We start from the raw sequence: 12,885 nt of genomic DNA on the forward strand, positions 1-12,885 counted from the left end.
GCGAACGTGAGGATCAAGTCATGCCGGACGAGGCACGCGGCGACGATGTCTACCAGCCGCAGGGCGACGGCCAGGACCCGCCCAACGACGAGCTCGACATGGAGGACGCCCTCGGCGAGCGGAATCTGGACGACCAGATGGAGGAGGGTTACTCCCCTCCCGAGCGCCCCCTGGGGGTGAACAAGTTCGGTACGACGGGGGACGAGGAGCGCCGCGGCGAATCCCTGGACCAGCGGATCGCCCAGGAGGTCCCCGACATCGAACCGCCCGACGGAGACGGCATCGGCGATGTCGCCCAGGGTGAGGGCGAGCCGGAGGAGCGCATCGAAGGTGGTGCGCGTGCGGGCCGTCTCGGTACGGCCGACGACCCGACCGGCCGGCACACCGATGTGTTCGCCGAGGACGTCGGCATCGACGGCGGGGCCGCCTCGGCCGAAGAGGCCGCGGTGCACGTCATCGACGAGGACGAGGACGGGGACGGCCGGGGACGCTGAGGGAGCGGCGGCCGTTCTCGTCGGGACGGCCCCGGCCGCTCCTCCGACCGGATGGCCGGGCGCGGGTCAGTCGAGCTTTCCCCCGGTCAGCGGCGCGGTGTCCTCTCCCTCGCCCCGTCGTACACCGCTCAGGAAGGCCTTCAGCGCCTCCTCCGAGGAGTGGTCCGGCTGCCACCCGAGGACGTCCCGCGCCCGGCTCGCGTCGAGGAGCGGCAGCCGGAGCACGGCGTCGAAGAGATGCGGCGACGCCGGTACGGCGTGTACGTGCCACGAGGCCGCCAGCGCCGCCCGCACCACGGCTCGGGGAACGCGGACGACCCGGGCGTCGAGGAGCTCCCCGAGCCTGCGGGCGTCGATCACCGGGTCGGCCGCGAGGTTGAAGGCCCCACGTACGTCCCGGAGTGCCGCCAGCCGGTAGGCCTGCGCCGCGTCGTCGGTGTGGAGCACCTGGAAACGCAGCCCCTCCAGATCGGGCACGAACGGCAGCAGGTCGGGCCGGAGCAGCGGTCCGGGGGCGTACCGCCCGGCGAAGATCCGCCGCTGTTCGGGCGCCGCCGTGTTCTTGAAGAGGAAGCCGGGCCGCATCCGGACCACCCTGATGTGCGGGTGGCGCAGCTCGAAGGTGTCGAGGACGCGCTCCAGGTATGCCTTCTCGCGGCAGTAGGCCGCGTCCGGCCAGCCGTGCGTGGGCCACTCCTCGTCGACGCCGGGTTCCTCCTTGGGGCCCGGCGCGTAGGCGCCCACCGAGGAGGCGTGCACCAGGGCGGGCACACCGCTCCGTGACACCGCGTCGAAGACCCGCATCGACCCCAGGACATTGCTCGCCCAGGTGACGACGGGGTCGTGGGTGGGCTGGAAGCGCCAGGCCAGATGGATGACGGCGTCCGCGCCGCGCATCAGTTCGGCGAGCGGGTCCGCACTGTCGGGCCGCGAGAGGTCGACGGTCCCCCACCGTACGCCCGGGATCTCCAGCGACGGCTTTCTGCGTGCCAGACCGAGAACCGAGGCGACTTCGGGGGCATCGGCCAGCGCCCGGACCACGCTCGTCCCGACGTTGCCGGTCGCGCCGGTGACCACGATCCGCTTGCCGCCGGATCGGTTGCTCTCCATGAAGGGGCTCCCTTCGTCGGCGTGGCGACGGCTTCTCCCACTCCCGGTGCGAAGCACGAGGCGCCCGGCGGGCGTCGTGCCGGGCCGGCAGGTGCGCCGCGCACCCGGCCAGAGAGGGGCCGCCCCGGACATCCATCATGCGTCGCTCCTCGGCGTCCGGCAGCGGCGCGGCCGCCTACGGCCATCGGGGAGCATCGGTGGGGGCACCCGACGAAAGGTGGTCCCGAGAACGCGGTGGGAGGATGGCGCCATGGGAAAGAGTGCGCTCATCGTCATAGACATGATCAACACGTATGACCATCCCGATGCGGAACATCTGGTGCCTTCGGTCCGGACCGCGCTGCCCTCCCTGACCGCCCTTCTCGACCGGGCCCGCTCCGAGGACGTTCCCGTGATCTACGCGAACGACAATTTCGGCGAATGGCGCTCGCATCACGGGGAGCTCGTCGAGACGAGCCTCGCGGGCAAGAACGCCGAACTGGTGCGCCCGGTGATGCCCGTCGACGAGGACCTCTTCGTCGTCAAGGCACGACACTCCATCTTCTACGAGACACCGCTCGAATACCTGCTCAGGCAACTCGGCGCGGACCATGTCGTGCTCGTGGGTCAGGTGACCGAACAGTGCGTCCTGTACTCGGCGTTGGATGCCCATATCCGGCAACTGCGCGTCACCGTGCCCGAGGACGCGGTGGCGCACATCCACCCCGACCTCGCCGAGGCGGCCCTGCGCATGATGGAGCGCAACATGAGCGCTTCCATCGTGAAGGCCGAGACAGTCACCTTCTGACGATTGCCACGGATCCGTCCGCCTTGGCTCCACCGGGGCGCCCGCGTGGGAAGGCCGCTCCTCGCCTCCCCGTCCCGAGAGCGGGGAGCGACAATTCCGCGCGAGGCGGGCGACGGCGGCCATGGCAGCGACCGCCTCACACCCGACCTGCGGGATCGCCCCGAGCGCGGTTGAATCGAGGGTGGCGGCGCACGCGCGGGGTAGGCGCACGGACCGCGGCACACACCGGGACCCCACCGACCCGAGGAGAACCATGGCAGTCCGTCACCACCTCATCGACCGGCCACCGTCTGCCGTGTGGGCGGTACTGGAGGACGCGACCCTGTACGGCAAATGGGTGGTGGGCACCACCCGTTCCCGGCCGGACAAGGGGGTGTGGCCGGAGGTGGGGTCCTCGATCACATATGTCCTCCGGGTGGGGCCGAAGGAGCTCACCGGGCACACGGTCGTCCGTCGCCTGGACCGGCCCGGAGCGCTGGAACTCGAGGCGAGCGGCGGCCCGCTGGGGTCGGCACGTATCGCCATCGACATCCGCGCCTGGGGGGAAGGCAAAACCCTCGTCATCGTCGACGAGCACCCGCTCAAGGGCTTGGGAGCAACTCTGCACAACGTGGTGCTGGACGCGGCGTTGCAGATCCGCCACCGCAGCATGCTGGCGCGGCTCGCCCGGCTGGTCGAGGAGAAGTCCGGCCCGGCCACGGACGAGGCCGGCGAGGCGGGTCCCGGGCGGCCGGCCTGACAGCGTCCGGCCCCGAGGCCCGGCCCGACGGCCCGGCCCGCAGCGCACCGAAAGGCGGCACCATGGTCGACGCGGTAGTGATCGGAAGCGGACCCAACGGCCTGGTCGCGGCCAACGTGCTGGCGGACGCGGGCTGGACCGTCGAAGTGCTGGAGGAGCAGCCCGAACCGGGTGGCGCCGTCCGCAGTGACCGGGAGGTCCATCCCGACTACATCAACGACATGTTCAGCTCGTTCTACCCCCTGGCAGCCGCCTCCCCCGTACTCGCCGCCCTCGATCTCGACCGGGAGGGCCTGCGCTGGAGCCACGCGCCCCATGTACTCGCCCACCCGCTGCTCGACGGCAGTTGTGCCGTGCTGGACCGCGACCGGACGGTGACGGCGGACGCGCTGGACGGCTTCGCACCGGGCGACGGCGAGAGCTGGCTCGGCCTCTGCCACATCTGGGACCGGCTCGGCGAGGACATCGTGAAGGCGCTCTTCGCACCCTTCCCGCCGGTCCTCGCCGGAGGTGTCCTGGCGGCACGCCTCCGTGCGGCGGGCGGTCTGCGGCTCGCGCGCAGTCTCGTGTTGCCGGTACGCCGCCTGGGGGACGAGGAGTTCCTCGGCGAGGGGGGAAAGTTGCTGCTGGCGGGCAACGCGCTGCACGCGGACTTGGCGCCCGAGGCGGCCGGCAGCGGCGGTTTCGGCTGGCTGATGTCGATGCTCGGCCAGGCTCACGGCTTCCCCGTCCCGGTCGGGGGCGCCGGGGCTCTGACCGCGGCCCTGGTGAGCCGGTTGCGCTCGCGCGGGGGCGCGGTGCGGTGCGGGGAGCGGGTGACCGAGGTGGTCGTGCGACAGGGCCGCGCCGTGGGCGTCCGTACGGCCTCCGGGGAGGCCGTACCCGCCCGGCGGGCGGTCCTCGCGGACGTGTCGGCGCCCAGCTTGTACGAGTCGCTGGTCCCGGCGGAGCACTTGCCGCCGCGCATCCTCGACGACATGCGCCGCTTCCAGTGGGACTTCGCCACCTTCAAGGTGGACTGGGCGCTGGACGGGCCCATCCCCTGGAGTGCTCCGGCCGCCGCCACGGCCGGCACGGTGCACCTCGCGGAGGGCGTGGACGAACTCACCCGGTGGGCCGCGCAGATCGCGCGAGGCTTGATCCCCGACCGGCCGTTCCTCCTCTGCGGGCAGATGACCACCGCAGACGCGACGCGTTCACCGCGGGGTACGGAATCGGCCTGGGCCTACACGCACGTTCCGCACCGGACCAAGGGGGACGCCGGGGGGGACTGCCTCGCGGGGGTGTGGGACGCCGACGAGCGGGAGAGGATGGCGGACCGGGTGGAGTCGCAGGTCGAGCGGTACGCACCCGGCTTCCGCGACCGGGTCCGCGCCCGGCGGATTCTGTCACCGGCCTCGTTCGAAGCGGCCGACGGCAACCTCCGCAACGGCGCGATCAACGGCGGCACGGCCTCCATGCACCAGCAGTTGGTCTTCCGTCCGGTGCCGGGCACGGGCCGCCCGGAGACGCCGGTGAAAAGGCTGTACCTGGCCTCCGCGTCCGCCCACCCGGGCGGCGGGGTGCACGGAGCCCCCGGGGCCAACGCGGCCCGGGCGGCGCTTCGTTCGAGGCTGGGCAGCGGTGCCGCCCTGTCCGCCACCCAGCGGATGCTGGCCCGTCGCAACCGGACCGGTGAAGCCGACCGCTGGACGTCATGACGCGAGGCGAGCCGGAGTGAGCCCGAGAGCGTGCGGAAGACCCTTGACGACGTCATCCGCTCGTACGGCGAGAAAGGGCGGCCGAAGGGCTGACGCCGGGGTACTGCGCGGCTCGTCCGCCCGGCTGCCGACCGACCGACCGGACGGGTCGGGCAGCGTTCATCCGGCTTCACGCGTCGGCCGGCAGCGGACCGCTCTTCATCGCCGGTGCGGTCAACGCCTGGAGCTGGACGCCTAGCGATGCCGCCGAACTCGTCGAGTCGCTGGACGATCGGATCGAAGTGGTGCGCAGCGACGCGTTCTTCGACTGATGGACCGGGCGGAGCGGACTTCCCGGCGCTGACCCGGACCGCCACGGGCCGGCCGCCCCGGACCCACCGGTCCGCGGGCGGCCGCCGACTCAGCCGGAGGCCGCGTCACACCGTCCTGATCGCCGGGTCGGAGACGCCCGGGGCACCGGTCTCCACGTGCCCGGCGAAGCGGCGCAGGAAGGTGGCGTCGGCGTCGGAGACGACCTCGACGTCGTACCAGCGGGCCGTCGCGCGCAGATCCACCGTGTGGGAGAGGCTCCCTCCGGGCTTGACCTTGAAGGTCTGGGCCGCTCCGCCGTAGGCGTTGGTCACGGTGAGGTGCACGGCGGCCGGGGCGGCGTTGGTCAGGGTGAGCCTCAGAGTGCCGTCCGCCGCGTGGCGGGCGGTGACCTCGGGCCCGGCCTTCGCCGCAGGGCCCTGCCAGGTGCGCAGGAAACCGTTCGGGCCCCAGACCGTGAGGTCGATCCGGTTGCCGGTCGAACCGTTGGTGCTCCAGGTGTCCGAAAGGGTCTTGCCCGCCTCGACGCTGTAGGGCCAGGGGCCGTCCGTACGGTTGCCCGACGTGCTGTGGAAGTGCGCGCCCAGGGTGGGGCCGGCGGCGAAGGTCAGGGTGAACTTGCCGGTGGAAACGGTGGCCCGGCCGTCCACGTAGGGGCTGTACCCGAGCGGTCGGGTCGGCTTGGAGCCCCGCTCCTGCTTCGGAAGGGTGCCCGTGGCCGGCGGGGTCGGGTGGTAGGAGGCGTGCCGGTTCTTGTCCGTCGGCAGGTATCCGGCCGTGGAGGGGAGTGCGGCGGGGGCCCGGTCCGCGCGCGTGAAGTCGAAGGCGGAGGTCAGGTCCCCGCAGATCGCGCGGCGCCACGGTGAGATGTTCGGCTCCCGCACCCCGAAGCGCTTCTCCAGGAAGCGGATCACCGAGGTGTGGTCGAAGGTCTCGGAGCAGACGTAACCGCCCTTGCTCCACGGCGAGACCACGATCATGGGTACGCGCGGTCCGAGTCCGTACGCGCCCGCCGCGTAGTTCGTGCCGCCGGGGTACAGGTCCTTCGACACGTCGGCCGTGGACAGCCCCCAGGAGGACGAGGCCGGCGGGTACGGCGGGACCACGTGGTCGAAGAAGCCGTCGTTCTCGTCGTAGGTGAGGAACAGGGCGGTCTTGGCCCAGACGGCCGGGTTCGACGTCAGCGCGTCCAGGACCTGCGAGATGTACCAGGCGCCGAAGTTCGTGGGCCAGTTCGCGTGCTCGCTGAAGGCCTCGGGAGCGGCGATCCAGGAGACCTTCGGCAGGGTCCCGCCGGCCACGTCCGCGCGGAGCCGGTCGAAGTACGACCCGCCCGCCTTGACGTCGGTGCCGGTGCGGGCCTTCTCGTACAGGGCGCTGCCGGGCTGGGCGTTGCGGTAACTGTCGAAGTACAGGAGGGAGTTGTCGCCGTAGTTGCCGCGGAAGGCGTCGTTGATCCAGCCCCAGGACCCGGCGGCGTTCAGGCCGTCGCCGACGTCCTGGTAGATCTTCCACGAGACCCCGGCCGACTCCAGCCGTTCCGGGTAGGTCTTCCAGTTGTAGCCGGCTTCCTGATTGCCGAGGACCGGACCGCCGCCCGTGCCGTCGTTGCCGGTGTGGCCGGACCAGAGGTAGTAGCGGTTGGGGTCGGTGGCTCCGATGAACGAGCAGTGGTACGCGTCGCACACGGTGAAGGCGTCGGCGAGCGCGTAGTGGAACGGGATGTCGTTCCGCGTCATGTACGACATGGTCGTGGCGGTCTTGGCCGGGACCCACTTGTCGTACTTGCCGTTGTTGTAAGCCTGGTGCCCACCGGCCCAGTCGTGGTCCAGCCCCTCCAGGAACTGCATCCCGAGGTCGGCCACCTGCGGGTTGAAGGGGAGGACGTCCTCCGTCCCATTGGACTGGTGGAAGACGGACTTGCCGTTGTCCTGGAGTACCGGCCGGGGATCCCCGAAGCCCCGCACCCCTTTCATTGCCCCGAAGTAGTGGTCGAAGGAACGGTTCTCCTGCATGAGGACGACGACGTGCTCGATGTCCTGGATCGTGCCGGTAGTGCCCTGGGCGGGAATGGCGGCGGCCCTCGCGATGCTCTCGTTCAGCATCGTGAAGGCCGCGGTACCACCGGCGATCCGCAGGAACCTGCGACGGTCGAGCTCTGTCATGGGGACGACCTCTGGGGTGAGGGGGTGGCTGAGTCGCCCCAAGGACAGCGGTTCCCGGATACCGGGCGGGGGTGGGTTCGTGACACCCTGCCGTACACCTGGCGAACGGAAGGCGCCCTGCGCCCCGTGTCCGCCGCAACCTGCCCAGGTGATCCGAGCCTCCCGTCAGGAGCGGTGCCGCAACCGCAGCGGGGTGTAGAGCGACAGGGCCACGAGGAACGCCACGCCGTAGGCGAGGTCCGCCCCGTGCAGCGCCTTCGCCACCGGGCCCACGTACAGACTGGTGCTCATGAACGGCACCGCTGCGGCGAAGGCGACCGCGAAGGCGGCGAGCGCCGGCCACCACGGCCGGTCGCGGGCACTCTCCGCGGCGAGGTCGATCGGGGCACCACGGCGGTCCCTGGCCCTCGCCACCCAGTCGACCGCCACGATCGCGACGAATCCGGGGATCCAGTAGCCGACCAGGAGCAGCACGTTCTGGAACCGCGCCGTGGTGTCGGCCGCGTGCATCCACAGCACGAGCGGGAAACCGAGCGCGGCGGCGAGGGCGGCGGCGACGGGGCGCGGCAGGTGCACCCCCAGCGTCTGCAGTGCCAGGGAGCCGCTGTAGTCGTTCATGGCGTTGCTGCAGAGCGCGGCGAGGGCCACGGCGAGCAGACCGAACGCCCCGAGCGCGCCCCCGCCCAGAAGGGTGTCGATTCCCCGCGCGGTCTGATCGGTGAAGACGGACGCACCCCAGAGTCCGAGCGTCTGAACCGCCACGAAGGAGACGCTGATGCCCAGCAGCGTGTACCAGAACATGCGCGGCCGCGAGGTACCGGCCGGCAGATAACGGCTGAAGTCGCTCGCGTACGGGGCCCACGACAGCGACAGGCTCAGCGCGATCGTGCACGTCAGGACGAATGCGCCCGCCCGGTCGGCGCCGTGCGCGGTGCCGGAGGCTGCGGGATCGACGCCGTGCAGCAGTTTGACCGACAGTACGGCGAAGGCAGCGGCGAGGATGAACGTCATGACGGTCTGGAGCCGGTGGATCGCCTCGTAGCCCAGTACGCCGAGCGCTCCCTGGGCGGCCATCATGACCAGGACGCCCAGCCAGAACGGCCAGCCGCACAGCTGGGCCAGCGCGTCCCCGCCGAACAGGCCGATCAACGCGTCCCAGGCAATCGAGGACAGCCACTGCAGCGCGCCGGGCAGAACGACTCCACGGCCGAACGCCAGTCGTGCGAGAGGGAGTTGCCCCACACCGGTCCGGCTTCCCCAGGTGCCGAGACAGGCCGCGGGTACCGCCCCCACGAGCGTTCCGACGACGACCGCAACGAGCGCCGTGGTGAAGTCCAGGCCCAGAGCGATGCCCACCGTGCCGGTGAAGACGCCGGTCATCGTCAGATTGGGCGCGAACCAGACGGTGAACAGCCGGCCAGGGGCGCCGTAACGCCGGTCCTCGGGCACGGGCGCTATTCCGTGCGTCTCGATCCGCAGATCACCGGGGGCGGTGGGCATGCGGCCCCCGAAAGCGGTTCGCGGGTCCGGGGCTTCTCGCCCCGTGACCGCACGGTCGTTCTGCGCATACGGCGCCGCCATGAAGACATCCCTCCGCCAGTGCTAGCTGGTTCAGGTTCGACGGGTGTGTTCTCAGCCCCGCGCGGGGCACCCCGTGTCCGGTTCGCCGGTCAGGATAGCCGCACGCCCGCCGGGGACGGATCGGCGGGGTGAGCGGGAGGGATCGCACCGCGAATCCGAGGGGCGAGGGCGAAGGGCACGGGGATCACGACCCGGTCCCGGGTGGCGGGTGGCGAGCGGTGAGCTGCGGGGCTGTGCGAGGTTCGACGGTCGGACCGGGCGGTCAGCCCGCTCGGCACACACCCGGCGCGGGCACACGAGAACACACGTGTGTGCGGGCCGACCTTGGTCGGTCCGCACACACGCCGGCGAACGTGTACTCAGCTTTCCACCGGGTGACCACCGTCGCCCTCGACCACGACACGGTCCTCACCGACGGTCGCGGCGCGTTCCACCATGGTGACGTTGACCTCGCCGTCTCCGGTGGTGTCGAACTGGTACAGATCCGCCGTGCCGTCCCCCGTCGTGTCCGTCATCCACACATCGGGCTTGCCGTCGCCGTTGGTGTCGGCCGCCAGCACCACGTGATGAAGCTCGCCCTGGGTCTCCACAACCTCTTCGTTTCTGTCCATGCCGGTCGCTTGCCCGTGGTCTCCCGGCGGAAACTCCGGTCCGGCAGGTGCTGTGTGTGCCGCGGACGCAGCGCTCCCGGTGCACGACCGAACCCTGGTGCATGACGGATCGGAGAACGTCAGGACCGGAGTGCACCGGTGTCAGGAAATGGAGAAGATCGACGCCCACTTCTGACTGGCCGAGCCGGCGGAAGCGGTGTTGGCGGTGACCGCCTGGCCCGCGGTCGCGTTGCCGTCCATGACGAACCCGGTGGCCGGATTCGTCAAGGTGTACGTTCCGGCGGAGTTCTGGGTCACCTGCCAACGCTGGTTGGCGGCGCCGAGGTTGACGGCCAGCAGGGATACCTGGCCGCCCGCGGTGGTCGGTGCGGTCAGGTAGAGCGGGATCGGGCAACTGTCGTAGATCCGTACGGTTCCATCACCGTTGGCGGTGAACTTCCAGCGCTGCGAGGCCCGGGAGGTGTCCAGCGCGGCGAACTGGGCGCCGGAGGAGATGCTGACGCTGCAGGTCCCCCCGCGCTGGAGGGCGACGCCACCGCCGTTGCTGAGCGCGTGGTAGGCGTTGTCGCCGACGATGGTGGGGCCGTAGTTGATGGCGTGCGTGTCCAGCGCGGTCAGCGCGGCGCCGGTGGTCGACAGCGGCGGCACGGCCGTCGGGCGGACGTTCTTGAACCAGTCGGCGAAGGTCGCGGGCGTGTGTGAGGCGAGTGTGGTGATGGTGCGGTCCCAGCTGCCGTCCACCTGGTTCCAGAGCTGGAGCAGCGAGCCGTCCACGTTCCCCTGCACCTGGTCGCCGGTCTGCCAGTTCGCGGCGGCGGTGAAGGGGTAGGACGAGCCGTCCGAGAACACGTATCGCTGGTCGCCCAGCAGGTAGGCGGCAGTCGAGTCGGCGAAGCCCTCGATCCAGGCGCAGTTGGCGGAGGACACCGACTCGATGTAGTGCGGGTTGCAGTTGGTGATGGCCGGGAACGTGCCGTTGTACAGCCGGTGCTGGAAGAAGTGGCCCGATTCGTGCAGCACGGTGTGCTCGGAGTCCGGGTCCGCGTCGGCCAGGTGGACGGTGTTGGAGAGGTCGTAGTACGGGCCGTCGGTGGACCCGGTCTGCCAGCGCACCGTCAGCGTGGTGCAGCTCGCAGCGCTCGTCTCGGCCGTCGTCCAGCACGGCGTGGTCGAGTTGACCCGGCGCGACCAGAGCAGGTTGACGGTGTCGAAGGCGTGCCAGGCGCGGGCCGCGGTAGCCGGTTTGACGGTTCCGAGAGCGACGCTCGCCGACACGTTCGACTGCTTCGGCGTCTCGTAGGTGTACACCGAGCCGGCGGAGTCGGCCACCCGCCACACCTGATTGTTGCGGGTGGCGAAGCGCACGTACAGGTGGTCCATCGCCGTGGTGTTGACCGGTGTGTAGCAGAGGTTGAACGAGCCGTCGGCCGCCCCGGTCAGCTGCGTGTCGGTGTTCAGCTTGTGGTCGGTCTCGGTTGCGCTTTCCCGGCCCCAGAGCTCCACCGAGGCATTGCGGGCGGCCCGGGTCAGAGTCGGCTTGGGGATACCCCCCTCGGCGGACTGGTAGTCGAACTGGAGGGAGCCGCTCAGACAGATCGGCTGTGCGGCGGAGGCGACGCCCGCTGAGAGCGGCACGATGACGCCTGCGGCGAGCGCCGCCGGTAATAACAGGCGGAGCAGGGCTGTGGGTCTGTGTGACATGGACGTCCTTCCGGAAGGTGTCCGGGTCCGCCGACCGGCGGGCCCGGCACGGAAGCCGGGTGTCCCCGGCCCGGCCCATGACATGCCGTCAGGTGCCGGCGGTCCGAACCGTGAGTCATCGTCGGTTCCGTGCACGCCGGCCGCCAGGGGCGCATGGAGTCAGTACCTCTGCACGGGGTTCGCCTGCACGTCCGGCACGCAATGCGCGTGTACACCCCGCGCATGCTCCAACTGGCCGCGCGCCCTTCATTTGCCGCAGTCTCGTCCACCCTCGTCGCCGGACGCCGGGCGACAAACGCCGGACGGCGAGCGACGGGCGACGGGCGACGGGCGACGGGCCACGAAGGAAGCGGAAAGCGGGCAGCGGGGCGGCTGAACCCGGCGGTCCGGCAGGGCCTTCCCGCACTGGACGGGCGCCTCTTCCGGGCGGTCTGGGCCCGTTCAGTGCGACTCCCCCGGGTCGCAGCTGCCGACGCTCCCACCGGCGCGCGGATCACCCGCCGCGGGGGCGGGCGGCCGCCCGTCCTCACAGGCGAGACGGAGAGCCTTCAGGCGCCGTGACCCGTTCAGGACCACATGCCCGCCTCCATGCCATCCATCACGGCGGGCCGGACACGGCGACCGGCGAAGGGCAGCGGATCGCGTTCGGAACCGGTCGCGCGGATTCGCTCCAGGGACTCCGCGAGCCGCTCGAAATCGTTACCCTCCTCAGCCCTCCGCAGGCCGGGACCGGGAGCAGCGACGCTACGGGACGAAGACGAGGCGCTCGCTGCTCCCGTCGTCCCATGCGCGCGCGATGTCGGCGAGGGGCACGGGGCGGGCGTTGACGTCGAGGCTGCCTGCCATGACCGCTGCGGCCAGTTCGGGGAGTTCGGCGATGAAGTCGCGGGGTGAGACGGAGCCGATGCCGCTGCCGACGATCTCGAACCGGGCCGCACGCAGCGCGGCGGAGGGAATCGGCGCGGCTTCTCCGGCGATCGACCCGATCTGGATCCAGGTCAGCGGAACACTCCGGTCGGCCCGCCCCTTCAGGATGGGGAGCATCGCGCTCGCGGCGGGAGTACCCCACACGAAGTCGAGTACGACATCGACGTCGGCCGCCGCCCCGGCCTCCTCGAAGGTGACCGCCAGGTCGGCGCCGAGGGCCGGCAGCGCCTTGAGCCGTGCGGCGTCCCGGCCCACGGCGATGACCTGGGTGGCACCGAATCGCTTGGCGACCTGGATCGCCATCCGTCCCGCGCTGCCGGTGGCACCGAGGATGGCGACCCGCCGGCCTTCGGGGAACGTGATGCGGCGGCGCAGCGCGACCCAGGAGGACATGCCCGGGTTCATCGCGGCGGCGATGCGTACCGGGTCGGCGCCCTCCGGCAGGAGCACGCTGCGGCGCACGTCGATGACGGTGCGCTCGGCGAACGTGCCGAGGGCACTGTCTTCCAGAACCACGTAGCGAAGGCGCCCCTGTGGGTCGCGGACCACGCCGTCGGCGCCGGGCACGAGCGGGAGGGCGGCGGTGGCGGAGTAGTGCGTGCCGTTCGCCTTCGCCCGGGTCAGGGGGTGCAGCCCCGCCGCCAGGACCTCGACCACCATCTGGTGGTCGCCCCGGGCGACGGGTTCGGGATGGTCGCCGTAGGCGGGCGAGGCGCCGTAAGCCGTGACAATCGCAGCACGCATGGTGGTCCTCCATCGAT

The 12,885-nt window shown here is 71.2% G+C and carries 11 protein-coding genes and 1 riboswitch; of the genes, 5 read left to right on the plus strand and 6 right to left on the minus strand.

Annotated elements, in window-relative coordinates; all coding sequences use genetic code 11:
- The first annotated feature begins 20 nt into the window (after positions 1–20).
- The gene (locus tag ACFYPN_RS24095; protein WP_358764921.1) at positions 21–494 is read left to right on the plus strand and encodes a DUF5709 domain-containing protein; all 474 of its coding nucleotides are present in this window, start codon (positions 21–23) and stop codon (positions 492–494) included.
- A 66-nt stretch (positions 495–560) separates the two neighbouring features.
- Here ACFYPN_RS24095 and ACFYPN_RS24100 read toward each other — a convergent pair whose 3' ends face one another.
- Positions 561–1,604, minus strand: a complete 1,044-nt coding sequence (locus ACFYPN_RS24100; RefSeq protein WP_358764923.1) for an NAD-dependent epimerase/dehydratase family protein — start codon at positions 1,602–1,604, stop codon at positions 561–563.
- A gap of 250 nt (positions 1,605–1,854) precedes the next feature.
- On the opposite strand from ACFYPN_RS24100, the gene ACFYPN_RS24105 reads away from it, so the two are divergent.
- The 4 genes from ACFYPN_RS24105 to ACFYPN_RS24120 all read left to right on the plus strand — a co-directional run bounded on the left by ACFYPN_RS24105 (position 1,855) and on the right by ACFYPN_RS24120 (position 5,141).
- Positions 1,855–2,391 (plus strand): isochorismatase family cysteine hydrolase, encoded by a 537-nt coding sequence (locus ACFYPN_RS24105; RefSeq protein WP_358764925.1) that lies wholly within the window; start codon positions 1,855–1,857, stop codon positions 2,389–2,391.
- 253 nt (positions 2,392–2,644) lie between these two features.
- The gene (locus tag ACFYPN_RS24110; RefSeq protein WP_389300856.1) at positions 2,645–3,130 is read left to right on the plus strand and encodes an SRPBCC family protein; all 486 of its coding nucleotides are present in this window, start codon (positions 2,645–2,647) and stop codon (positions 3,128–3,130) included.
- 62 nt (positions 3,131–3,192) lie between these two features.
- Entirely contained in the window at positions 3,193–4,830 is a 1,638-nt protein-coding gene (locus ACFYPN_RS24115; RefSeq protein WP_389300859.1) for a phytoene desaturase family protein, read from the plus strand.
- Positions 4,831–4,991: 161 nt separating this feature from the next.
- Positions 4,992–5,141, plus strand: a complete 150-nt coding sequence (locus ACFYPN_RS24120; protein WP_389300981.1) for a hypothetical protein — start codon at positions 4,992–4,994, stop codon at positions 5,139–5,141.
- A gap of 105 nt (positions 5,142–5,246) precedes the next feature.
- On the opposite strand, the gene ACFYPN_RS24125 is transcribed toward ACFYPN_RS24120, so the two are convergent.
- The 5 genes from ACFYPN_RS24125 to ACFYPN_RS24145 all read right to left on the minus strand — a co-directional run bounded on the left by ACFYPN_RS24125 (position 5,247) and on the right by ACFYPN_RS24145 (position 12,868).
- Positions 5,247–7,304 (minus strand): phosphocholine-specific phospholipase C, encoded by a 2,058-nt coding sequence (locus ACFYPN_RS24125; protein ID WP_389300862.1) that lies wholly within the window; start codon positions 7,302–7,304, stop codon positions 5,247–5,249.
- A gap of 165 nt (positions 7,305–7,469) precedes the next feature.
- Positions 7,470–8,885, minus strand: a complete 1,416-nt coding sequence (locus tag ACFYPN_RS24130; RefSeq protein ID WP_389300865.1) for a purine-cytosine permease family protein — start codon at positions 8,883–8,885, stop codon at positions 7,470–7,472.
- Positions 8,876–8,969, minus strand: a riboswitch (TPP riboswitch). Its footprint overlaps the gene before it by 10 nt.
- Before the next feature lie 275 nt (positions 8,970–9,244).
- Entirely contained in the window at positions 9,245–9,496 is a 252-nt protein-coding gene (locus tag ACFYPN_RS24135) for a hypothetical protein (protein WP_358764934.1), read from the minus strand.
- Between the two features lie 141 nt (positions 9,497–9,637).
- Positions 9,638–11,197: an RICIN domain-containing protein gene (locus ACFYPN_RS24140; RefSeq protein ID WP_389300868.1), complete on the minus strand. Its 1,560-nt coding sequence runs from the start codon at positions 11,195–11,197 to the stop codon at positions 9,638–9,640.
- 744 nt (positions 11,198–11,941) lie between these two features.
- Positions 11,942–12,868, minus strand: a complete 927-nt coding sequence (locus ACFYPN_RS24145) for a zinc-binding alcohol dehydrogenase family protein (protein WP_358764936.1) — start codon at positions 12,866–12,868, stop codon at positions 11,942–11,944.
- Positions 12,869–12,885: the final 17 nt, after the last annotated feature.

The organism is Streptomyces sp. NPDC005576 (genome assembly GCF_042871745.1).
In the GTDB taxonomy this organism is placed as follows: domain Bacteria; phylum Actinomycetota; class Actinomycetes; order Streptomycetales; family Streptomycetaceae; genus Streptomyces.

Coding starts and splice junctions, on each gene's coding strand:
- ACFYPN_RS24140 (WP_389300868.1), bottom strand. CDS start 11,197: ATGTCACACAGACCCACAGCCCTGCTCCGCCTGTTATTACCGGCGGCG.
- ACFYPN_RS24135 (WP_358764934.1), bottom strand. CDS start 9,496: ATGGACAGAAACGAAGAGGTTGTGGAGACCCAGGGCGAGCTTCATCAC.
- ACFYPN_RS24125 (WP_389300862.1), bottom strand. CDS start 7,304: ATGACAGAGCTCGACCGTCGCAGGTTCCTGCGGATCGCCGGTGGTACC.
- ACFYPN_RS24105 (WP_358764925.1), top strand. CDS start 1,855: ATGGGAAAGAGTGCGCTCATCGTCATAGACATGATCAACACGTATGAC.
- ACFYPN_RS24100 (WP_358764923.1), bottom strand. CDS start 1,604: ATGGAGAGCAACCGATCCGGCGGCAAGCGGATCGTGGTCACCGGCGCG.
- ACFYPN_RS24110 (WP_389300856.1), top strand. CDS start 2,645: ATGGCAGTCCGTCACCACCTCATCGACCGGCCACCGTCTGCCGTGTGG.
- ACFYPN_RS24145 (WP_358764936.1), bottom strand. CDS start 12,868: ATGCGTGCTGCGATTGTCACGGCTTACGGCGCCTCGCCCGCCTACGGC.
- ACFYPN_RS24115 (WP_389300859.1), top strand. CDS start 3,193: ATGGTCGACGCGGTAGTGATCGGAAGCGGACCCAACGGCCTGGTCGCG.
- ACFYPN_RS24130 (WP_389300865.1), bottom strand. CDS start 8,885: ATGGCGGCGCCGTATGCGCAGAACGACCGTGCGGTCACGGGGCGAGAA.
- ACFYPN_RS24095 (WP_358764921.1), top strand. CDS start 21: ATGCCGGACGAGGCACGCGGCGACGATGTCTACCAGCCGCAGGGCGAC.